The 22,240-nt window shown below is 61.2% G+C and carries 16 protein-coding genes; 11 read left to right on the top strand and 5 right to left on the bottom strand.

Translation table 11 applies throughout. The annotated features are described in order from the left end of the window. Window positions 1-6: 6 nt before the first annotated feature. The 8 genes from BUA94_RS13380 to BUA94_RS13345 all read left to right on the top strand — a co-directional run bounded on the left by BUA94_RS13380 (window position 7) and on the right by BUA94_RS13345 (window position 8,536). Window positions 7-960 (top strand): branched-chain amino acid ABC transporter permease, encoded by a 954-nt coding sequence (locus BUA94_RS13380; RefSeq protein ID WP_073013897.1) that lies wholly within the window; start codon window positions 7-9, stop codon window positions 958-960. A 4-nt stretch (window positions 961-964) separates the two neighbouring features. Further along, window positions 965-2,041, top strand: coding sequence for a branched-chain amino acid ABC transporter permease (locus tag BUA94_RS13375; RefSeq protein ID WP_073013652.1), 1,077 nt, complete (start codon window positions 965-967; stop codon window positions 2,039-2,041). 111 nt (window positions 2,042-2,152) lie between these two features. Continuing rightward, window positions 2,153-3,481, top strand: a complete 1,329-nt coding sequence (locus tag BUA94_RS13370; protein ID WP_073013651.1) for an ABC transporter substrate-binding protein — start codon at window positions 2,153-2,155, stop codon at window positions 3,479-3,481. An 88-nt stretch (window positions 3,482-3,569) separates the two neighbouring features. Further along, window positions 3,570-4,418, top strand: a complete 849-nt coding sequence (locus BUA94_RS13365) for an ABC transporter ATP-binding protein (protein ID WP_073013650.1) — start codon at window positions 3,570-3,572, stop codon at window positions 4,416-4,418. 21 nt (window positions 4,419-4,439) lie between these two features. Further along, window positions 4,440-5,678: a phenylacetate--CoA ligase family protein gene (locus BUA94_RS13360; protein WP_073013649.1), complete on the top strand. Its 1,239-nt coding sequence runs from the start codon at window positions 4,440-4,442 to the stop codon at window positions 5,676-5,678. A gap of 145 nt (window positions 5,679-5,823) precedes the next feature. Next, window positions 5,824-6,903 carry a ferrochelatase gene (gene hemH / locus BUA94_RS13355; RefSeq protein ID WP_084081988.1) on the top strand — a complete coding sequence of 360 codons (1,080 nt, stop codon included), beginning with the start codon at window positions 5,824-5,826 and terminating at the stop codon, window positions 6,901-6,903. Between the two features lie 179 nt (window positions 6,904-7,082). Next, window positions 7,083-8,087, top strand: coding sequence for an SPFH domain-containing protein (locus BUA94_RS13350; protein ID WP_073013648.1), 1,005 nt, complete (start codon window positions 7,083-7,085; stop codon window positions 8,085-8,087). After that, window positions 8,084-8,536: an NfeD family protein gene (locus tag BUA94_RS13345; RefSeq protein WP_073013647.1), complete on the top strand. Its 453-nt coding sequence runs from the start codon at window positions 8,084-8,086 to the stop codon at window positions 8,534-8,536. The genes BUA94_RS13350 and BUA94_RS13345 overlap by 4 nt, the downstream gene beginning before the upstream one ends. A 51-nt stretch (window positions 8,537-8,587) precedes the next feature. Here the strand turns inward: BUA94_RS13345 and BUA94_RS13340 are convergent, their stop codons facing one another. The 3 genes from BUA94_RS13340 to BUA94_RS13330 all read right to left on the bottom strand — a co-directional run bounded on the left by BUA94_RS13340 (window position 8,588) and on the right by BUA94_RS13330 (window position 11,408). Next, window positions 8,588-9,442: an OmpA/MotB family protein gene (locus tag BUA94_RS13340; protein WP_073013646.1), complete on the bottom strand. Its 855-nt coding sequence runs from the start codon at window positions 9,440-9,442 to the stop codon at window positions 8,588-8,590. Window positions 9,443-9,470: 28 nt separating this feature from the next. Further along, window positions 9,471-10,238 (bottom strand): motility protein A, encoded by a 768-nt coding sequence (locus tag BUA94_RS13335; RefSeq protein WP_073013645.1) that lies wholly within the window; start codon window positions 10,236-10,238, stop codon window positions 9,471-9,473. Between the two features lie 156 nt (window positions 10,239-10,394). Then, the gene (locus BUA94_RS13330; protein ID WP_073013644.1) at window positions 10,395-11,408 is read right to left on the bottom strand and encodes a KpsF/GutQ family sugar-phosphate isomerase; all 1,014 of its coding nucleotides are present in this window, start codon (window positions 11,406-11,408) and stop codon (window positions 10,395-10,397) included. 215 nt (window positions 11,409-11,623) lie between these two features. Here BUA94_RS13330 and BUA94_RS13325 point away from each other — a divergent pair, with 215 nt between their 5' ends. From BUA94_RS13325 to BUA94_RS13315, 3 genes are all read left to right on the top strand, one after another. Next, a complete protein-coding gene (locus BUA94_RS13325; RefSeq protein ID WP_208980064.1) occupies window positions 11,624-13,102 on the top strand; it encodes an outer membrane beta-barrel protein in 1,479 nt (492 codons plus the stop codon). A gap of 116 nt (window positions 13,103-13,218) precedes the next feature. Further along, window positions 13,219-14,499, top strand: coding sequence for a lytic murein transglycosylase (locus BUA94_RS13320; protein ID WP_084081987.1), 1,281 nt, complete (start codon window positions 13,219-13,221; stop codon window positions 14,497-14,499). Window positions 14,500-14,560: 61 nt separating this feature from the next. Beyond that, complete coding sequence (locus BUA94_RS13315) at window positions 14,561-15,730, top strand: SGNH/GDSL hydrolase family protein (protein WP_084082028.1); 1,170 nt, start codon at window positions 14,561-14,563, stop codon at window positions 15,728-15,730. Between the two features lie 86 nt (window positions 15,731-15,816). On the opposite strand, the gene BUA94_RS13310 is transcribed toward BUA94_RS13315, so the two are convergent. Then, complete coding sequence (locus BUA94_RS13310; RefSeq protein ID WP_073013643.1) at window positions 15,817-17,259, bottom strand: glutamate synthase subunit beta; 1,443 nt, start codon at window positions 17,257-17,259, stop codon at window positions 15,817-15,819. Between the two features lie 92 nt (window positions 17,260-17,351). Beyond that, window positions 17,352-22,085: a glutamate synthase large subunit gene (gltB, locus tag BUA94_RS13305; RefSeq protein WP_073013642.1), complete on the bottom strand. Its 4,734-nt coding sequence runs from the start codon at window positions 22,083-22,085 to the stop codon at window positions 17,352-17,354. Window positions 22,086-22,240: the final 155 nt, after the last annotated feature.

Genomic DNA, 22,240 nt, shown 5'->3' with positions numbered 1-22,240 from the left:
ATGCAGATGCTCTACGATATTTTCATCGGACCCTTTGTCCAGATGGTCGAAATGCCGGACTTCTTCCTCCAGGTTCTGTGGGAAGGCTTTGTTGCCGGAATTCTTTATGCGCTGATCGCCCTTGGCTTCGTCCTGATCTTCAAGGCGTCAGGTGTCTTCAACTTCGCTCAGGGCATCATGGTGGTGTTCGCGGGCCTGACGCTGGTCGGGTTCTACGAGAGCGGCGTGCCGGCGCTTCTGGCTCTGCTCCTGACCATCGGCGTCATGGGGGCTCTGGCCTATGGTATCGAGCGGTTCGTCATGCGGCCGCTGGTCAACCAGCCGGACATCATCCTGCTCATGGCCACCATCGGCCTGACCTATTTTCTCATCGGCCTTGGCGAGTTTGTCTTCGGCGGGGAACCCAAGCGGATGATCGCAGAAGAACTTGGTCTGCCGACCGGTTCTACCGCCATCGAAATGGGCGAGCGTGGCCTTGTCATCCTGCAGCATATCGACATTGCCGCAGCTGTGATCGCGATCCTGATGGTGACGGCGCTGGGCATCTTTTTCAACAAGACCCGGATCGGCCGCGCCCTTCGCGCGGTGGCCGATGACCATCAGGCAGCTCTGTCCGTGGGCATTTCGCTCAACCAGATCTGGGCCATCGTGTGGTTCGCCGCAGGGCTTGTCGCGCTGGCGACCGGTATCATGTGGGGCGCGCGGTCCGATGTGTCCTTCGCGCTCGAAATCGTCGCCTTCAAGGCACTGCCTGTGCTCATTCTCGGCGGTTTCACCTCCATCCCCGGCGCCATCATCGGCGGCCTGATCATCGGCTTCGGCGAGAAGATCGGCGAGATCTACTGGGGCGGACTTGTCGGCGGCGGCATCGAGTCGTGGCTTGCCTATATCATCGCGCTGATCTTCCTGCTGTTCCGTCCGCAGGGTCTGTTCGGCGAGCGCATCATCGAGCGGGTGTAAGCACATGTTTTATCGCGAAGCCGGCCAATTCAAGACGAGCTATGAAGCCGATCAGGCGCTGTTTCCGATCCGTCAGGACCGGATTGGCCTCGCCGTCATCCTGCTCATCGCCTTTGTGGGCATTCCGCTGACGGCAAATGATTTTGTCCTGACGTCGATCATGATCCCGTTCCTGGTGTTCTCCCTGTCTGCAATTGGCCTGAACATCCTGACCGGTTTCGCCGGTCAGCTGTCTCTGGGGACAGGGGCCTTCATGGGCGTCGGGGCCTATGCGGCCTACAAGCTGACGAGCCTATTCCCGGATGTGAATGTCATCGTCATGGTACTGTGCTCCGGGTTCTTCTCTGCCGCCATCGGCGCGGTGTTCGGCTTGCCGAGCCTGCGGATCAAGGGTCTCTATCTGGCGGTCACCACGCTGGCGGCCCAGTTCTTCCTGGAATGGTGCTTCATCCGCATTCCGTGGCTCTACAACTACAACGCCTCCGGGGCGATCGAGATCCCGAGCCGCGACATGTTCGGCATTCTGGTCACCGGTCCGGAAGCAACGCCACTGACCCGCTATTTCATCGTTCTCGCTATCACCTCTGTCATCGCGCTGCTCATGGCCAATGTGCTGCGCGGCCGGATCGGGCGGTCCTGGATGATGATCCGCGACATGGACATCGCCGCCGAGCTGATGGGCATCCGCCCGCTGCAGACAAAGCTCCTGGCTTTCGCGGTCTCGTCCTTCATCTGCGGCGTGGCCGGAGCAATGATGGTGTTCTTCTGGCTTAGCGCGGCCGAGCCGTCGTCCTATTCGATCAAGCTGTCGTTCCAGATCCTGTTCATGGTGATCCTTGGCGGCCTCGGCAGTCTGTCGGGTGCCTTCATGGGCGCAGCCTTCATCTGGATCCTGCCGGTGGTGCTGAAGTTCGTGCCCGGAATGCTGGGTTTCGATATCGAGGCGGCGACCGTCGAGCACCTGACCTTCATGATCGTCGGGGCTCTGATCATCTTCTTCCTGATCGTCGAGCCGCATGGCTTTGCCCGGCTCTGGCAGATCGGAAAGCAAAAGCTTCGGGTGTGGCCGTTCCCCTATTGAACGGCAACGCTCACGACACGCCATCCGGACAACGGGCCCGTCCGGGGAGGAATGGCGCAACACTGGGTCCGGTGGCTTGGGGCAGAGCTTCAGCCGCAAGGGAGGAATTGGATGACGAACTTGAAGCATCTCGTGCTCGGCACCGCCGCAGCGCTCATCATGGGGGCATCCGGCACCTTCAGCCAGGCCATGGCCGAAGACACCAATTACGTGCCGCTTCTGACCTACCGGACAGGCGCCTATGCCGGCTCGGGCATTCACATTGCAAATGGCATGCATGACTATCTCGCCATGCTCAACGAGCGTGACGGCGGCATTGGCGGCGTCAAGATCGCCATCGAGGAATGCGAGACCGGCTATGACGCGCAGAAGGGCGTCGAGTGCTACGAGTCCACCAAGGGCAAGAACGCACTGGTCTACAACCCCTATTCGACCGGCATCACCCTGCAGCTGATCCCGAAGGCTTCGGTCGACAAGATTCCCATGCTGTCCATGGGCTATGGCCTGTCCGCAGCAGCAGTCGGCAACACCTTCCCCTGGATCTTCAATGTGCCGGATACCTATTGGGACGGTGCGTCTGTCGCCATCAAGTATATCGCCGAACAGGAAGGCGGGCTTGAGAAGCTGAAGGGCAAGAAGATCGGCTACATCTTCCTGGATGCAGGGTATGGCCGTGAGCCGATCCCGCTTCTGGAGCAGCTGTCCACGAAATATGGTTTCGAACTCGTCCAGTACCCGGTTCCGGGCAAGGAAATGCAGAACCAGTCGTCGCAGTGGCTGAACATCCGCCGCGACCGTCCGGACTACATGGTCATGTGGGGCTGGGGCGCGATGACGCCGACGGCCGTGAAGGAAGCGGTCAAGACCCGGTTCCCGATGGACAAGCTGATTGGCGTGTGGTGGTCCGCAGGCGATGAAGACGCTGCGGCCGGCGGCGAAGCTGCCAAGGGCTACAAGGCGATGAATTTCTCCGGCGTCGGCTCGGACTTTGCCGCTCTCGGTGACATCAAGAAGCTGGTGATCGACGCGGGCAAGTCCCAGACCGATCCGAGCAGCTTTGCCTCCACGCTTTACAACCGTGGTGTCCTGAACTCGGTGATCATTGCCGAAGCCATCCGCAATGCACAGGAAAAGACCGGCAAGAAGGTTCTGACCGGCGAAGACATGCGGATCGGTCTGGAATCCCTGGATCTGACGGCTGATCGTCTCGCGGAAATCGGCCTGGCCGACTTCGCGCACCCGATGAAGGTGACCTGCGAGGATCACGCAGGCGGCAATCCGGTCTTCATCCAGGAGTGGGACGGCAAGCAGTGGCAGAAGGCCAGTGACTGGATCGAGCCGATGACCGATGTGGTCCGTCCTCTGCTTGAAGCTGCGGCCAAGGAATATGCGGAAAAGAATGCGCCCTGGCCGGCGCGCACGGAAGCCTGCCCGAACTGACCGGGCGGCCTGACGCAACAGGTTCTTCCGCTTTGCCTCTCAAGGCAGAGCGGAAGAACGGACACTCGCAAGCCGGAGCGCACAGACCATGCAGACCCAGGAAATGACCAGGACCAAGGCCCCTGCCGGAGCAGGCGATGCGATCCTCTCGGTCAACAATATCGAAGTCATCTACGATCACGTGATCCTGGTGCTCAAGGGCGTTTCGCTGACCATTCCACGCGGCGGCATCGTTGCGCTGCTGGGGGCGAACGGAGCTGGAAAGACCACCACGCTGAAAGCCATCTCCAACCTGCTCGGGGCTGAGCGCGGCGAGGTGACCAAGGGCAAGATTGTATTCAAGGGTGACGAAGTTCAGGCCCTGTCGCCGAATGATCTGGTCCGCAAGGGCTGCATTCAGGTGATGGAAGGCCGTCATTGCTTCGGCCACCTGTCCATCGAGGAAAACCTTCTGACCGGCGCTTATACCCGCAAGGACGGGGCTGCCGCGATCAAGGCGGATCTGGAGATGGTCTATAATTATTTCCCGCGGCTCCGGGAGCGGCGGCAGAGCCAGGCGGGCTATACCTCGGGCGGCGAACAGCAGATGTGTGCGATTGGCCGCGCCCTTATGAGCCGGCCGGAAATGATCCTCCTGGACGAACCCTCCATGGGGCTGGCCCCGCAGCTGGTCGAGGAAATCTTTGAAATCGTGAAGCAGCTCAACGAGCGGGAAGGGGTGTCCTTCCTGCTGGCGGAGCAGAACACGAACGTTGCGCTGCGCTATGCCACATACGGCTACATTCTCGAGGCCGGCCGCATCGTTCTGGATGGGGACGCAAAGGCCCTGCGCGACAACGAGGACGTCAAGGAATTCTACCTGGGTGTCGGCGGCGAAGGGCGGAAGTCCTTCCGCAATGTCAAACATTACAAGCGAAGAAAGCGTTGGCTCGCCTGACGGGCAGACCGGAGAAGGACCATGAGCACAGACATGTTTGAGGCGCGCGACCGGAGCGATCCGGCGCAGCGCGAGGCGGATCTCTTTGCCAAATTGCCGGCGGCGATTGCCCATGCGCAAGAGACCGCTCCCGGTTGGGCCAGCCATCTGGCGGGTGTGGACGCTGCGTCCATTACCAGCCGTGAAAAGCTTGCTGCCCTGCCGGTTCTGCGCAAGTCCGATCTGATGCGCCTGCAACAGGAGAACCCGCCGTTCGGTGGGTTCCTTTCCGGTGGCCTGTCCGGTGCCGAGCGCGTCTTCATGTCCCCCGGCCCCATTTTCGAACCGCAGCCTGCAGGCACTGACCCCTGGAATTGTGCCCGCGCGCTGCATGCGGCCGGGTTCCGGCCGGGGGATCTCGTCTTCAATGCCTTTGCCTATCATCTGACGCCGGGCGGGTTCATCATGGACAGCGGTGGCCGGGCGCTGGGTTGCACGGTCTTACCGGCAGGTGTGGGCAATACCGATCTTCAGCTGGAGGCCATCGAAACCCTGAAGCCGGTGGCCTTTACCGGCACGCCGGATCATTTGAAGATCCTGCTCGACAAGGCGCAGGAACTGGGCCGCGATGCTTCCTCCTTCAAGCGGGCATTGGTGTCGGGTGGCGCGTTGTTCCCGTCCTTGCGCAAGGAATATGCGGACAGGGGCGTTGACGTTTCCCAGTGCTATGCGACGGCGGAACTGGGCGTGATTGCCTATGAAAGCCCGGCGCGGGAGGGGATGATCGTCAACGAGGACTATATCGTCGAGATCGTTCGCCCGGGAACCGGAGAGCCGGTCGCGGACGGCGAGGTGGGAGAGCTGGTCGTCACCACCTTCAACCGGACCTATCCGATGATCCGCTTCGGGACCGGCGATCTCTCGGCCGTTCTGCCGGGGCATTCCTCCTGCGGCCGGACCAACCGGCGGATTGGCGGCTGGATGGGCCGCGCGGATCAGCGCACCAAGATCAAGGGCATGTTCGTGGACCCCGCCCAGATTGGTGAACTTGTGAAGATCCATGACGAGGTTCTGAAGGCGCGGCTCACGGTCACCCGCAAGGGTGAAAGCGATGCCATGTCCCTTTCCGTGGAAGTGGCAGGTGGCACATCGTCTCTGCTCGATGCTGTCGGTGCGACCTTGAAGGCTGTCACCGGGCTCAAAGGGGCTGTGCAATTTGCCGATCCCGGATCCCTGCCGAACGATGGCAAGGTGATCAGTGATGAGCGGAATTATGGCTGATATTTGCGATTGGCTGCGACATTCCGCGCATTGGCTTTAAATCGTGGCAGGCTTGATCTAAAAGCTGAGCAACAGCGTAAGGATAAGCCGCACCTCGTTAGTGCGGCTTGTCGTTTCAGCCTTATTGCGCAGCCACGGACATCCTATGATTGATTACGCAGCAACCACCGTCTCCCCTGAGCAGGAACGCGAGTTCCAGAAGCTGGCTTTGCCAGACGGCCATCCCCAGGTGAAATCCGGCAAGGTGGGTGTTCTCCTCGTCAATCTGGGCACGCCAGATGGCACGTCCTTCTGGCCCATGCGCCGTTATCTGCGTGAATTCCTCTCCGACAAGCGCGTGATCGAGTGGTCCCGCCTGTTCTGGTATCCGATCCTCTACGGCATCGTGCTCAACACCCGGCCGAAGAAATCCGGCAAGGCCTATGAGGAGATCTGGAACAAGGAGCTGAATGAATCACCACTGCGCACCATCACCCGCAGCCAGTCTGACAAACTGGCAGAACGTATGGGAAATGGTGGTGGACGCCTGCAAATCGATTGGGCGATGCGTTATGGCAATCCGTCGATCCGCTCCCGGCTGGAAGCGCTGAAGAACGATGGCTGCGACCGCATTCTCGTCTTCCCGCTCTATCCGCAATATTCGGCTGCGACGACAGCGACCGTGAATGACGAGATCTGCCGCGCCATGCTTGAAATGCGCTGGCAGCCCGCAATCCGCACGGTTCCGCCCTATCACGATGACCTGGTCTATGTGACCGCGCTGGCCAAGTCGGTGGAGCGCCATCTTGCTGCTCTCGACTTCGAGCCCGAACTGGTGCTTGCGTCCTATCACGGCATTCCGCAGTCCTATTTCAAGAAGGGCGATCCCTATCATTGCCACTGCATGAAGACGACGCGTCTGATGAGGGACGTGCTGGGCTGGAGCAAGGAAAAGCTGCGCGTGACTTTCCAGTCCCGTTTTGGTCCGGAAGAGTGGCTCCAGCCCTATACGGACAAGACGGTGGAGCAACTGGCCAAGGATGGCGTGAAGCGGATCGCGGTGATGAATCCTGGCTTCGTGGCTGACTGTCTTGAGACCCTAGAGGAGATCGCTGGCGAAGCGGGCGAAATCTTCGAGGAGAATGGCGGCGAGCATTTCACCCACATCCCCTGCCTCAACGACAGCGATCTGGGAATGGACGTCATCGAGCATGTTGTCCGCCGGGAACTGGGCGGCTGGATCTGATCCGGCAGGCGTTCCTTCCCTAGCGTCTTCAAATCCCAGGCTGAATCTGGTGCCATCTTCCCGTATAAGGAAGGTGGCACTGTGCTTTCAGGGCTGTGTCATGGACTTGCCATCGCGCAGACAGTAGGAAGTGTCCTTGGTTTTTGTGCGCCGCCTTTTGGCGCAACGGAGGATTTTCCATGCCAGAAGAGTTTTTTGGGTTCGATATCGTTTTGATTGTCCTCGCATTCCTGGCGATTCTCGTCATTTTTGCGGGCGTGAAGACTGTCCCTCAGGGGTACAATTTCACGATCGAGCGCTTCGGGCGCTACCGGAAGACCCTTTCGCCTGGTCTGAACTTCATCATCCCGTTCATCGACCGTATCGGTCACAAGCTGAACATGATGGAGCAGGTTCTGGATGTTCCTTCCCAGGAAGTGATTACCCAGGACAACGCCACCGTCATGGTGGACGGCATCACCTTCTATCAGGTGCTGGACGCGGCCCGTGCTGCCTATGAAGTGCTCGGCCTGCAGAACGCGATCCTCAATCTGACCATGACCAACATCCGTTCGGTGATGGGCTCCATGGCGCTCGATGAACTGCTGTCTAATCGCGACGAGATCAACACGCGGCTTCTGCATGTTGTGGATGCGGCTGCCGAGCCGTGGGGCGTGAAGGTCACCCGTATCGAGATCAAGGACATCAATCCGCCGAAGGACCTGGTGGATTCCATGGCCCGCCAGATGAAGGCAGAGCGTGACAAGCGCGCCTCCATTCTGGAAGCTGAAGGCAAGCGCCAGTCGGAAATCCTCAAGGCAGAGGGCCAGAAGCAGGCGCTCATTCTGGAAGCGGAAGGCCGCAAGGAATCTGCGTTCCGGGATGCGGAAGCCCGTGAACGTGCGGCCGAGGCGGAAGCCAAGGCGACCCAGCTTGTCAGCGAAGCCATCGCGGGCGGCAATGTTCAGGCCATCAACTATTTCGTTGCGACCAAATACGTCGAAGCCTTCAAGGAACTGGCGAATTCGCGCAATCAGAAGACCCTGATCCTGCCGATGGAAGCCAGTTCCCTGCTGGGCTCGCTGTCCGGTATCGGTGAGATCGCCAAGGAAGCCTTCGGCAATTCCGCGTCTGAAAGCGGATCTGTGACCTCACAGCGCTCCGGCCGGGTGCCGAGCACGGGCCGGCCGGAGAATGATGCATGACGCTGCTGACCAAGGTTCTTGCGGAACTTGGACCGTGGAACTGGTGGATTGCGGGTCTCCTGCTACTCGGCCTGGAGATCCTTGCACCGGGATCCGTGTTCCTGTGGTTTGGTGTGTCGGCCATTCTGGTCGGCACGCTTGCCCTGTTTGTCGGCCTCAGCTGGCAAACGGCAGTGATCATCTTTCTGGTGCTATCCTTCGTCACCCTGTTCGTAGGACGCCGGCTGATGGCCAGGCTTTCTTCCGAGCGGGGCGATCCGGGGCTGAACAAGCGCGGCAGCCGCTACGTGGGACGCACTTTCGTCCTTGCGGACCCGATCGAACAGGGGACGGGCCGTCTTTCGATCGATGACACGGTCTGGCGGATTTCCGGCCCTGATCTTCCTGCCGGATCCCGTGTGCGGGTGGACGCCGTTGATGGTGTCAGACTGGCGGTATCCGCAGCCTGATCGGCTGCGGATCCTTGGCCTCTCAGCGAAGTACCGGCACGGAAAAAGAAATCAGAGCTTGTGCCCTGGCGGAACCGGCGGGGCTTCTGCCTTCAGCAGGATGCCGATGCGCCGGTTGGCGGCGAGATACGGATCGTTCGGGAACATGGGTTCCGTGTCCGACTTGCCGACGACAGCTGCAAACTGATCGTCCGGAACGCCATATTCGTTCAGGATCTGACGGGCGATGTTGGCTCGCTCGGAAGAGAGATCCCAGCCGGTGTAGCTCGGGTCGGTCGTCTGCTGCCCGGCCGTCGTATGGCCGGTGATCTCGATCCTGTTCGGCATGCGGGAAAGGATCGGCGCCATTTTGGCCAGAAGCCGGCGTGTGGTCTCGTAAGGATATTTCGACCCCTCACGGAACATGGACCTGCCATCCTGATCGACGAGCAGAATGTTGAGGCCTTCTTCCGTTTCTTCGAGAATGATGTTGGTCGAAATCTCGGTGATTTCCGGCATCTCCTGCCAAGCCTGACGCAGGGAGGCGGCTGCGGTCGCAAACTGGCGCGGTTTCTCGATATCCGCTTCCATTGTGTCGTAAGTGTTTGCTTCCGCGCCCTGCTTGGTGCGCTGGTCGTGTCGCTCGGCGGCAAAGTCGGAATCCAGTTCCTGGTTCACCTGCGACACATTCTTCATGTATTCGCGGACCGGAATGCCTTCGATCTCGATAATGCCGTTGCGCTTGGAGGTTTCCTTCACGCCGAAGGCCTCGCGCATGGAGCCCGCAACGACCTGAAGCTTCTGCTTGTCCTGAATGGAAAAGGAGATGATCAGAACGAAGAAACACACGAGCAGGGACATGAGGTCGGCGAATGTCACCAGCCATTCCGGGGCGCCGCCGCCACCTTGGGGTTTCTTTCTTGCCACGACCTAGTCCTCCGTTTTCGTACCGGCGTCAGGCCGCTTCTTGCATGCTGGCGCGGATCTTTTCCGGCAGATAGGCAATCAGCATTTCCTTGATCAGGGCAGGGCTCTTGGATTCGCGGATCTGCAGCACGCCGTCGATGATCAGGGTCTGGTTGATCTCTTCCACTTCGAACTTGGCGTCCAGCTTGTCCACCAGGGGCAGACAGACCACGTTGGAGATGAGTGCGCCGTAGAGGGTCGTCAGCAGCGCGACGGCCATGGACGGACCGATGGCGGACGGGTCATCCATGTTCGCAAGCATCTGCACCAGACCGACCAGCGTCCCGATCATGCCGAAGGCAGGGGCGGAATCACCAAGCGCCTTCATGACACGCTTGCCTTCAGACAGGCGGGTCAGCTGCAGGTCACGCTCGCGTTCCATGGATTCGCGGATGAAGTCGAGCTCATAGCCGTCCGCGATATACTGAACGCCCTTTGCAAGGGTCGGATCGGAGACGTCGACATTTTCCAGACCCAGCGGGCCGGACTTGCGGACGATTTCGCCAAGGTGGGTGATTTCGTTGATCAGGTCACGGGGGCTCGGGCCCTTGCCGGCGAGGGCAACCTTGAAGCCCGTGCCGAAAGCGCTGCCCACGTCGGCAAGCTGAAAGCGGATCAGGGTTGCCATGATCCCGCCGCCAAACACGATCAGGATCGAAGGAATGTCGACGAACTGGCCGAAGCTGCCGCCCATGAAAATGGCGGCGGTGACAATACCGAGAGCCCCGACAATACCGACAATAGTCGCCAGATCCATAACGCACACCAAACTTCAGGGCTCGAGACCCGTTGTGACTTTGGCGCCATATTAGGAGCGGCAAGGCTAATCAATTCCTAACCGCGGCCGGCTGAGTTTCATGATTGTCTTACAAGTTGTCGTGAGCCCTGCGAAAATTAGCAGGAGCGGGCTGCCTCAAGCAGCCCCGATCCGCAGCAGATCGTGAAGATGGACGATGCCGACGGGCTGTCCATTCTCGACCACGAAGACCGATGTGATGCCCGAACTGTTGACCAGTTCCAGGATCGCGCCGGACAGCATGCCCGGTTCGATGGTCTTGGGCTTGCGGGTCATGATCTCTTCCGCAGGCTTGTCGAGGAAGTTGGTCGTGATGTGACGGCGCAAGTCACCATCGGTCACGATGCCGGTCAGGTGCCCATTTTCATCCGTGATGCCGAGGGTGCCGAACCCTTTCTGGGTCATAAGCACGATGGCGTCGCGCATGAGCGTGCCGACCGGTGCCAGCGGCACGGTCTCACCGCGATGCATGATGTCGCGGGCGGTTTTCAGGCTTGCGCCCAGGCTGCCACCTGGATGGAAAATGCGGAAGTCCTGTGCGGTGAAGCCGCGGCCTTCCAGCAGCGCGATCGCCAGGCTGTCACCAATGGCCATCTGCAGTAGGGCGGAGGTCGTCGGAGCAAGGCCATGCGGGCAGGCTTCGGTTACGTCCGGCATATGAAGGACGATATCTGCAGCCGAGCCCAGAGCACTGTTCTCCCGCGACGTGATGGCGATCAGCGGAACCTTGAAGCGGCGGGTATAGGCCACGATGCTGGCAAGTTCGCGTGTCTCGCCGGACCAGGACAGGGCAATCACCGCATCATTGCGGGTGATCATGCCGAGATCGCCGTGGCTGGCTTCGGCGGCATGAACGAAGAAGGCTGGTGTGCCGGTCGAGGCGAGGGTTGCAGCCAGCTTGGTGCCGATGTGTCCGCTCTTGCCGATGCCCGAGACGATGACCCGGCCGGGCAGGGAGGCGATCAGCTCTGCCGCAGCCTTGAAAGGTCCGGAAAGTCCGTTGCTCAGCGCGGCGTTCAAGGCGCGCAGGCCCTCGATCTCGGTTTCCAGGGTCCGCAGGGCAGAGGCCAGATACTGGGGATCCGGACGGCTCTGAAGGCCTTCGGCTTGATCGGCTTTGGTGAGTGGCATTCTCGTGTCCTGTCGTTCTTCTTTGCCCAGCCAGTCCGTGTCTACGCCAGCGGTGAAGGGGCTGCAAGAGAGGATCCTGAGCCATCGGCGGGCTGGCGGCATTCAATCGATTAAGCAGTTCTTCCGCTGCGACGCATTCTGCGACTTGGAAACAAACAATTAACCATGTCGGGGCAGTGTGGTGACCATCATGCCGGGAATCTGGAATCGCCATCTTGACGTTTAACCGCGCCATCCTTTTGGGCCTTAGCCTTGTTGTTTCTTCTCTTTCGGGAGCGGAAGCGCAGACGGCTGGCCAGGGCCTGCGTGGAACTTCGGATGTGCAGGGCAGTTCGGATCTGACGAATGAGCCCGCCTCGGCTCAGGATGCTGCGGCTCCGACGTCACCTGCCTATACCAATGTTCATGCCTTGCGGCTGTCCGGAAACAGTGCGGCCGTGGAGACAGGATCGACAGGACTTGGCGCAACAGGGCGGACTGTGCCGGTGCGCCCCTTTGCCGACCGGGTCGAAGCGGTGCGGCGGCTGCAGCCAACTGGCATTTCCCGCGCGGATGATGGGGTTTTTGCTGGCGACACGACCTTCGATCAGGCCGAAGGCTTCCGGGTCGGGACTTTCACGATCCTGCCGGAGCTGACAGTGACAGGCGGCGCGACCGACAACGCTTCCGGAACGGTGGGCGGCAAATCTGCCGGCTTCTACCGCTTTGCGCCCTCTGTGTCCGCGCGCTCGAACTGGTCGCGCCATCAGCTCGATCTGAGTCTGCGCGGCAGTTACTCGGGCTATCCGGACGATGCAACGGATGCGGACAAGAGCCTCAACACCTCCGCTGCCCTGAGGGTGGATGTCTCCGAAGGCACCACCTTGAACGGTCAGGTTGGCTATAATCTGTCACAGGAAGATTCCGGGACTGCAGAAACGGCTTCCGGTTCGGACAATGTTCATCAGTACAATGCGTCCCTGAGCGGCACTCGTGACGCTGGTATCCTGTCGGTAACCCTGCGCGGTGCATTGGATCGCAGCACCTACGACAGCACCTCCGGATCAGTGTCCCAGGATGGCCGGAACAATACGGTTTATTCGGCGAGCCTGCGGCTCGATGGCAATACCGGCGCGGTTCTGGCGCCCTTTGCGGAAAGCTCGTTGCTTTTGCGCCGCTACGACACAACCTGTTCGGATGCGCTCTGCGAAAAGCGGGATGCCAATGGATATCAGCTTCGCGGCGGTGTGACAGTGGATGCAGGACCGAAACTGCGCGGTGAAATCGGCGCGGGCTGGCGTCTGGAGCGTCTTGACGACAACCGTCTCAAGGATCTGGCCGGCCTTATTGCCGATGGGTCCATTGTCTGGTCGCCGACCCGCCTGACCACTGTTACCGCGGGTCTCGGCACGCAGTTCGCCTCGACCGACATCGATGGGGCCTCCGGGTCGATCATCTATTCGGGAGATCTCCGGATCGCGCACAGCTTCTCCGACAGGATCGCTGGCGAGCTGGGGGCAGGCTACAGCTACCGCACCTACGAAGGCGTTTCGATCGACGAGACGACCATTACAGGCAGGGCATCAGCCACCTACGCCCTGACCCGCAATGTCGCGCTTCTGACGACCTACAGCTACCGGTCCTTCGACAGTTCCACGCCTGGAGCTGACTATGACGAGAACCGGATCGAGGCCGGAATTCGCATCCGGCACTGAGACAAACGCGGCAGGCGGACAATCCGCAGCAAGGCCGTGAGAAAAAGCCCATACGTCCTGCCATGGTTTTGCCTGGCAGAAGAGTTAGAGTACGAGAGACGAGAGGTTTTGCCCAAATGAGCAGCTTCGGACACGCCCCAAAATCGCACCGCGGCCCCCGGAATGGCGCGCAGCGCGCCTCTGCGGTCAAGCGCATGACCGTGCGCTGGCTGGCAGGCCCGGTTGCCGCGGCAAGCCTCGTCCTTTCTGCCGGACAGGCACTGGCAGATCCCGGCTTCGACCGTTTCGTCAACGGGTTCTGGCCCACCGCAAAAGCGGCAGGCATCTCCTCTTCGACCTACAAGCATGTCTTCCGGAACATGGAACCGGATCCTGACACGCTGAAATTCATGGACCGGCAGTCCGAGTTCGTGAAGCCGGTCTGGGACTACCTGGACAGCGCCGTTTCCGAATCCCGCATCACCCGCGGCAAGGAAATGATGAAGCAGTATTCCCGCGAACTGGCCGTCATCGAGGAGCGCTATGGCGTGGACCGGGAAGCGGTTCTGGCCATCTGGGGCATGGAAACCAACTACGGCAGCTTCATGGGCAAGCACAACGTGATCCGTGCGCTGGCCACGCTTGTCTATGCCGCGCCGCGCCGCACCGATTTCTGGCGCAGTGAACTGATCAAGGCGCTAGGCATCGTTCAGGCAGGTCATGTCCGCTTCGAGGATATGGAAGGCTCCTGGGCGGGCGCCATGGGCCACACCCAGTTCATGCCGTCCAGCTGGCAGGCCTATGCTGCCGACTATGATGGCGATGGCCGCCGGGATATCTGGACCTCCGTGCCCGATGCGCTGGCCTCGACAGCCCGTTATCTGAAAGAACATGGCTGGCAGACCGGCAAGACCTGGGGCTATGAGGTACGCTTGCCGCAGGGCTTCAATTTCAATCTGGCTGACGAGAAGACGACGCTTTCTCTGAGGGATTGGGACCATCAGGGCGTCAAGCGGGTCAATGGCAGGTCGTTCCCGCGCCCCGAAGACGATGCGATCCTGGTCATGCCGGCGGGCGCCAAGGGCCCAGCCTTCCTGATGCTGCGCAATTTCTTTGTGATCAAGCGCTACAACAACGCCACGGCCTATGCCCTCGGCGTCGGGCATCTGGCGGATAGAATCAACGGCGGCAGCGAGCTGGCAGGCGATTGGGCACGGGAATATCTGCCCTTGAACCGGGATGAAACCGCCGAACTGCAGCACGAGCTGAACCAACGTGGCTATCACGTGGGAACGGCAGACGGGATCATCGGCCCGGCCACCCGTGCGGCGATCAGAGCCTATCAGAAATCCCGCGGCATCATTCCGGATGGCTATGCGTCGGTTGTTTTGCTGGCCCGGATCAAGATGGACGGCTAGAATTGCCGTCAGACAGATCTGACGGAACGGATGGCCCGTGCTGACATTCTTGCGGAAATTGGTGACGCCGGTACTTCGGCATGCCCCGTCCCGGGGCAAGTTCTGGATTGTGCCAGGCGTGGTTTCCGGTGCGCTGTGCCTGGGCCTTTGGGGCTTTGCAGGCTCAGTTGTTCCGGAAGCTGCTGCGCAAAGCAGCGGCGGGGCGGTCATCCGGCCGGCTCCGGGCAACTCCACCGGCTTCCGTCCGCTTTTCCGCCTGTTCGGCTTCGGGGAAGAAAAGCGCCCCGCCAGAACCCGGACACGGCCACCGCAAACTGCCTCCCGGCCGAGAGCTGCCAATGTCGCGCCCGCGTTTCAGGCGAAACCAAAAGATCCTGATGCGGGTGTGATCCTGGTCGCCGGTGACGAAATGGCCAAGGGCGTTGCCGAAGGCCTCCGCTTCACCCTTGCGGACAAGTCCATGGTCCGCGTGGACACACTGATCCATGACAAGACCGGTTTGGCTGGCCCTGATGCTCCTGACTGGGAAGCCGAGATCATCGGCCGGGTCCAGGGCGAAGACGTCAAGGCAGTGGTTCTGATGATGGGCCGCAGTGATCTGGCTGTACCGTTCGCAGGTGAGCCACCGGTCGAATTTGCGACTTCCGAATGGGAGGCGGCTTATTCCGCCAAGGTCTCCGGGATCGTCTCCTCCATCCGTCAGGAGCGCAAGCAGCTTGTCTGGGTCGGTTTGCCGCCGACCGGCAGTCCGCTGACTAACACGGATTTCATCCTCCTGAACAGCCTGTTCCAAGGGGGAGCAGAACAGAACCGCGGCAAGTACGTGGATGTGTGGGACATTTTTCTCACCGAGACCGGCGAGTATGATTCCTTCGGTCCCGATGTGGACGGCAAGCGTGCACGGCTGCGCGATGCGGACAAGGTCGGGTTCACCTGGGATGGATACAGGAAGGTCGCTTTCTTCGTCGAGCGCGAACTCTCGCGCTTGCTTGGCGGTTACGGCGGCATGGCCTTCGAAGGGGTCGAGGATGACCCGAATTTCATCGTATTGACCGGCCGCACGACCGCGCCGGAAGATGAGCTTCTGGGTGGCGGCGAGGGCAGTGGGCCTGCAGCCTACGAAGGCGTTGCTGTTGATACCGCGCGCCGGTTCTTCATTGACGGCGAAACCCGCAAGGGGCCGGCCGGGCGGGCGGACAGCAATGTCTGGACGGCACCGGACGGAACCTGAGGCTACCTAATCCGGTTTTAACTCCCGCAAATAAAAAGGGCTCCGGTGCGAAACACCGGAGCCCTTTCTCGTTTCTGGCCTTTTGATCAGCGCGGCAGGTTGCTCGAGCCCATCAGGAATTCATCGACCGAACGGGCAGCCTGGCGGCCTTCACGGATTGCCCAGACGACAAGGGACTGGCCCTTGCGAACGTCGCCAGCGGCAAAGACGTTCGGCAGGCTGGTCTTGTAGTCTTCGGTGTTGGCCTTGACGTTGGTCCGGCCATCGAGCTCCAGTTTGTCGCCAGCCGCCGCGATGAACGTGTCCAGACGCGGGCCGGAGAAGCCGATGGCAGCCATCACCAGATCTGCGCGGAGAATGAACTCGGTGCCTTCGATCGGGCGGCGCTTTTCGTCCACGCGGGCGCACTTCACGCCGGTCACATGGCCATCTTCGCCAACCAGAGCCAGGGTTGCAGCCGAGAATTCGCGCTCGGCGCCTTCTGCCTGCGAGGAAGAGGTGCGGAACTTCGTCGGCCAATAGGGCCAGATGCTCAGCTTGTCTTCCTTCAGTGGCGGGATCGGGCGGATGTCGAGCTGCGTCACCGACAGAGCGCCCTGACGGAACGCGGTGCCGACGCAGTCAGACGCCGTGTCGCCGCCGCCGATGACGACGACGTGCTTGCCGGCTGCCCAGATCGGGCCGACCAGGCTGTCCGGGCCGATTTCCGGCTCACCGCCAACGCGGCGGTTCTGCTGGACCAGATAGTCCATCGCCCAATGGCAACCTTCCAGCTCCATGCCGCCGACACCCGGGTCACGCGGACGCTCGGAGCCTGCGCACAGGATCACGGCATCATGACGCTCGGACAGTTCCTCGAGGCTGACGGTCACGCCGACGTTGACGCCATAGTGGAACGTCACGCCTTCGGCTTCCATCTGTGCCACGCGGCGGTCGATGTACTTCTTTTCCATCTTGAAGTCGGGGATGCCATAGCGCAGCAGGCCGCCTGCCTTCGGCTCACGCTCATAAACGTGAACCGTGTGGCCGGCGCGTGCCAGCTGCTGTGCTGCGGCCATGCCAGCAGGGCCGGAACCGACGATGGCGACAGCCTTGCCGGTCTTGGTGGCGGAGGGTTCCGGAACAATCCAGCCCTCGTTCCAGCCCTTGTCGGCAATGGCCTGCTCGACAGTCTTGATGTTGACCGGCACGTCTTCCAGGTTCAGCGTGCAGGCTTCCTCGCACGGGGCGGGGCAGACGCGGCCGGTGAATTCCGGGAAGTTGTTGGTCGAATGCAGGTTGCGCAGGGCCAGGTCCCAGTCACCCTGGTAGACCAGGTCATTCCAGTCCGGGATCTGGTTGTTGACCGGGCAGCCGGTCGGGCCATGGCAGAAGGGAATGCCGCAGTCCATGCAGCGGGCTGCCTGGCGCTCGACTTCTGTTTCTGCCAGCGGCAGCGTGAATTCCCTGAAGTGGCGGATACGATCAGAGGCAGGCTGATACTTCTGTTCCTGCCGGTCGATCTCCAAAAATCCGGTTACCTTTCCCAAGGCGACCTCCCTCACAAATCTCGTTTCATGGTTCCGGCTGCGACCGGGCGCAAATGGCGCCCGAGAGCCGTGCGGTGTTTCCAGAGCCAGGCTTATTCGGCAGCGGCCATGCCGAGGCGCTTCTCTTCCATCTCACGAAGAGCACGGCGGTATTCGACCGGCATGATCTTCACGAATTTCGGACGATAGGTTGCCCAGTCGTCGAGAATGGCCTGTGCCCGGGTCGATCCGGTGTACTGGACATGCTTGGTCAGAAGCTGACGCAGGCGCTCGTCGTCATGGCGGGTCATGTCACCCGTCACGTCCACGCGGCCCTTGTGCTCAATGTCGCCACCATGGTGATGCAGCTTTTCGAGCAGGTCGTCTTCTTCCTCAACCGGTTCCAGTTCCACCATTGCGAGGTTGCAACGGGTGCCGAAGGTACCTTCCATGTCGAGCACATAGGCGATGCCGCCGGACATGCCTGCCGCGAAGTTGCGGCCGGTCTGACCGATGACGACGACCACGCCGCCCGTCATGTATTCGCAGCCATGGTCGCCCACGCCTTCGACAACTGCAAGGGCGCCGGAGTTACGCACCGCGAAACGCTCGCCTGCAACACCGCGCAGGTAGCACTCGCCGGTGGTTGCCCCATAAAGCACCGTGTTGCCGGCGATGATGGAGTCTTCCGGCACGATCCGGGTGTTTTCCGGCGGACGGACGATGATACGGCCACCCGAAAGGCCCTTGCCGACATAGTCGTTGGCATCGCCGGAGAGTTCCAGCGTGACGCCCTTTGCGAGGAAGGCGCCGAAGGCCTGACCTGCGGTCCCTTTCAGCTGGATTTTCAGCGTGTTGTCCGGCATGCCCTTGGCGCCGTAACGCTTGGCCACTTCACCCGACAGCATGGCACCTGCAGACCGGTCGACCGAGCAAATGGTCTCGTCGACAATCGTCGTCTCCTTGGAGTCCAGCGCCGGCTTGGAGGCTGCGATCAGGCGGCGGTCCAGAATGTCGGCAATCGGATGGTCCTGACGCTCGGTCCAGCGGATCTGTTCCGGCTTGGCTTCCGGCTGGAAGAAGATGCGGCTGAAGTCGAGCCCCTGTGCCTTCCAGTGGTTGAGCGCCTGTTCCTTGTCGAGAATGTCGGAGCGGCCGATCATGTCGTCCAGCTTCTCGAAGCCGAGGGCAGCCATCAGTTCGCGCACTTCTTCTGCAACGAAGAAGAAGTAGTTGATGACGTGCTCAGGCGTGCCCTTGAAGCGCTTGCGCAGCACCGGATCCTGGGTCGCGATACCGACCGGGCAGGTGTTCAGGTGGCACTTGCGCATCATCAGACAGCCGGCTGCGATCAGCGGAGCTGTCGCGAAACCGAATTCGTCCGCGCCCAGGAGTGCGCCGACCACCACGTCGCGGCCGGTCCGCAGACCGCCGTCAACCTGAAGGGCAACGCGGGAGCGCAGGCCGTTGAGCACCAGGGTCTGCTGGGTTTCGGCAAGGCCGATTTCCCAGGGTGAGCCGGCATGCTTGATCGAGGTCAGCGGGGAGGCCCCGGTGCCGCCGTCATAGCCAGACACGGTAATGTGGTCTGCGCGTGCCTTGGCAACGCCAGCTGCAACCGTACCGACGCCGACTTCCGACACAAGCTTGACCGAGATGTCCGCTTCCGGATTGACGTTTTTCAGATCGTAGATGAGCTGAGCCAGATCTTCGATCGAGTAGATGTCATGGTGCGGCGGCGGGGAGATGAGGCCCACGCCCGGAGTGGAGTGACGCACCTTGGCGATGACCGCGTCCACCTTGTGACCCGGAAGCTGGCCGCCTTCACCGGGCTTTGCGCCCTGAGCGACCTTGATCTGGATCATGTCGGAGTTGACGAGATATTCGGTGGTCACACCGAAGCGGCCGGACGCCACCTGCTTGATGGCAGAGCGCTGCGGGTTGGCAGATCCGTCCGGCAGCGGGTTGAAGCGCTCCGGCTCCTCGCCACCTTCACCGGTGTTGGACTTGCCGCCAATGGCGTTCATGGCGATCGCCAGCGTGGAGTGAGCCTCGCGGGAGATGGAGCCAAAGGACATGGCGCCGGTCACGAAGCGCTTCACGATGTTCTCTGCCGATTCAACCTTGGCAAGGTCCACCGGGGTGCGGCCGATTTCATCGGCGCCCTTGATGCGGAACATGCCGCGGATCGCAAAGCGTCCGGTTTCCTCGTTCACGATCTTCGAGAATTCGCGGTACTTTTCCGGCAGCTTGGAGCGGACTGCATGCTGCAGCACAGCGATGGAGTCCGGCGTCCACATGTGGCTCTCGCCGCGGATACGGTATGCGTATTCACCACCGACCTGCAGCGAGCGGCGCAGGATGGCGACATCCTGGAACGCTTCCGCATGGCGGATGACCGTTTCTTCCGCAACTTCGTTCAGGCCGATGCCTTCGATCGAGGTTGCCGTGCCGAAGAAGTACTTTTCGACAAGCGCGCTGGACAGGCCGACGGCGTCGAAAATCTGCGCACCGCAATAGGACTGGTAGGTCGAGATGCCCATCTTGGACATGACCTTGAGGATGCCCTTGTCGATGGACTTGATATAGCGGCGGACCACTTCGCTGGCATCGACTTCCTCGGGGAAGTCCAGCTCTGCATGCATGGACAGCAGCGTTTCGAAGGCCAGGTACGGGTTGATGGCTTCTGCGCCATAACCGGCCAGAACGCAGAAGTGATGAACTTCGCGGGCTTCACCGGTTTCGACCACCAGACCCACGGAAGTGCGCAGGCCCTTGCGGATCAGGTGATGGTGCACGGCTGCGGTCGCCAGCAGGGCCGGGATCGCGATCCGCGACCGGCTGATCAGGCGGTCGGACAGGATGATGATGTTGTAGCCATTGACCACGGCCTTCTCGGCGCGCTGGCACAGTTCTTCGAGGGCGTCTTCCATCCCTTCCGCGCCACGCTGGGCGGAATAGGTGATGTCGAGGGTCTTGGCGGAGAACTGGTTGTCACCGATGTCGCCAATGGCGCGGATCTTCTCCAGGTCCTCGTTGGTCAGGATCGGCTGACGCACTTCGAGGCGCTTGGAGGTCGACAGGCCTTTGAGATCGAACAGGTTCGGGCGCGGGCCGATGAAGGACACCAGGCTCATGACCAGTTCTTCGCGGATCGGATCGATCGGCGGGTTGGTCACCTGTGCGAAGTTCTGCTTGAAATAGGTGTAAAGCAGCTTGGACTTGTCTGACAGGGCCGAAATCGGCGTGTCCGTGCCCATGGAGCCAATGGCTTCCTGCCCGACGGTTGCCATCGGCAGCATGAGAAGCTTGATGTCTTCCTGGGTGTAGCCAAAGGCCTGCTGGCGGTCGAGCAGGCTTTCACCGGCAACCGGTGCCCGTTCGCGCACGCCCGGCATGTCTTCCAGAACGATCTGGGAGCGGTGCAGCCAGTCCTTGTAGGGGTTCGCAGTGGACAGTTCGCGCTTGATTTCCTCATCGGAAATGATGCGGCCCTGTTCCAGGTCGATAAGCAGCATCTTGCCCGGCTGCAGGCGCCACTTGCGCACGATCCGCTCTTCGGGAACCGGCAGAACGCCAACTTCCGAGGACATGATGACGAAGTCTTCGTCGGTCACGATGTAGCGGGCCGGACGCAGGCCGTTGCGGTCCAGCGTCGCGCCGATCTGGCGGCCATCGGTGAAGGCAACGGCTGCCGGTCCGTCCCACGGTTCCATGATTGCGGCATGGTATTCGTAGAAGGAGCGGCGATTGTCGTCCATCAGCGGGTTGCCGGCCCAGGCTTCCGGGATCAGCATCATCGCGGCATGGGCCAGCGAATAGCCGCCCATCACCAGGAATTCGAGCGCGTTGTCGAAGCAGGCGGTGTCGGACTGGCCTTCGTAGGAGATCGGCCACAGCTTGGTGATGTCATCGCCGAACAGCGGCGAGGAGACCGACGCCTGACGGGCTGCCATCCAGTTGACGTTGCCGCGCAGCGTGTTGATTTCGCCGTTGTGGGCAACCATGCGGTACGGATGCGACAGGTCCCAGGACGGGAAGGTGTTGGTCGAGAAGCGCTGGTGCACGAGAGCAAGCGCAGAGGTGAACCGCTCGTCCTGCAGGTCCTTATAATAGGCGCCCAGCTGGAACGCGAGGAACATGCCCTTGTAGACGATGGTGCGGCTCGACATGGAGACCGGATAGAAGCCGCTTTTGACGGCATTGGTTTCCGCACGCACTGCGTTGGAGACAACCTTGCGCAGCACGAACAGGCGGCGTTCGAAGGTGGTCTGGTCTTCGCAGTTGTTGCAGGCAATGAAGACCTGGCGGGAAACCGGTTCCGTGGCAGCGATATCCGGTGCCTTGGACAGGGACGAGTTGTCGACCGGAACGTCGCGCCAGCCGATGACGGACTGACCCTGCTCGGCAATGACGCGTTCCACGATGGCTTCGCACTTGGCGCGCAGGTCAGCGTCCTGCGGCATGAACAGGAAACCAACGCCATACTTGCCCGGCTCCGGCAGGGTGATGCCCTGTGCCGACAGTTCGGTCTTGAAGAAGTCGTGCGGGATCTGCACCAGCATGCCGGCGCCGTCGCCCATCAGCGGGTCAGCGCCAACTGCGCCGCGGTGGGTCAGGTTCTCAAGGACCTGCAGGCCGTCAGCGACGACGCGGTGCGACTTGATACCCTTCATGTGGGCGACAAAGCCCACGCCACAGGCATCGTGTTCGCGCGCAGGATTGTAGAGCCCTTTCGCGGCAGCCAGCTCCAGACGGTCGGTCAGGGTGGTTTTGGTCGCGGTTTTATCCGCGCCCGTTGCCCCTGCCTCGATGACTGTGCTGGTTGTCAGCTCTTCCTTGATCATTTGCGCCCTCACGATAACTCGGTCCAAGCCGTGGTCCAAAGCGCCGGATCCCGTTCGTGTCGCATCCTGTCCGGACACAACCCGTGCGACGACCCCGGCATTCAGCCCCGGCTCTGTCGAAATACTTAACGGTTCCCCATTGTATAGGCGATCCG

It is taken from the genome of Roseibium suaedae (assembly GCF_900142725.1).
In the GTDB taxonomy this organism is placed as follows: domain Bacteria; phylum Pseudomonadota; class Alphaproteobacteria; order Rhizobiales; family Stappiaceae; genus Roseibium; species Roseibium suaedae.
Note: the sequence above shows the minus strand (reverse complement) of the source record. Positions and strands in the feature narration are given on the sequence as shown.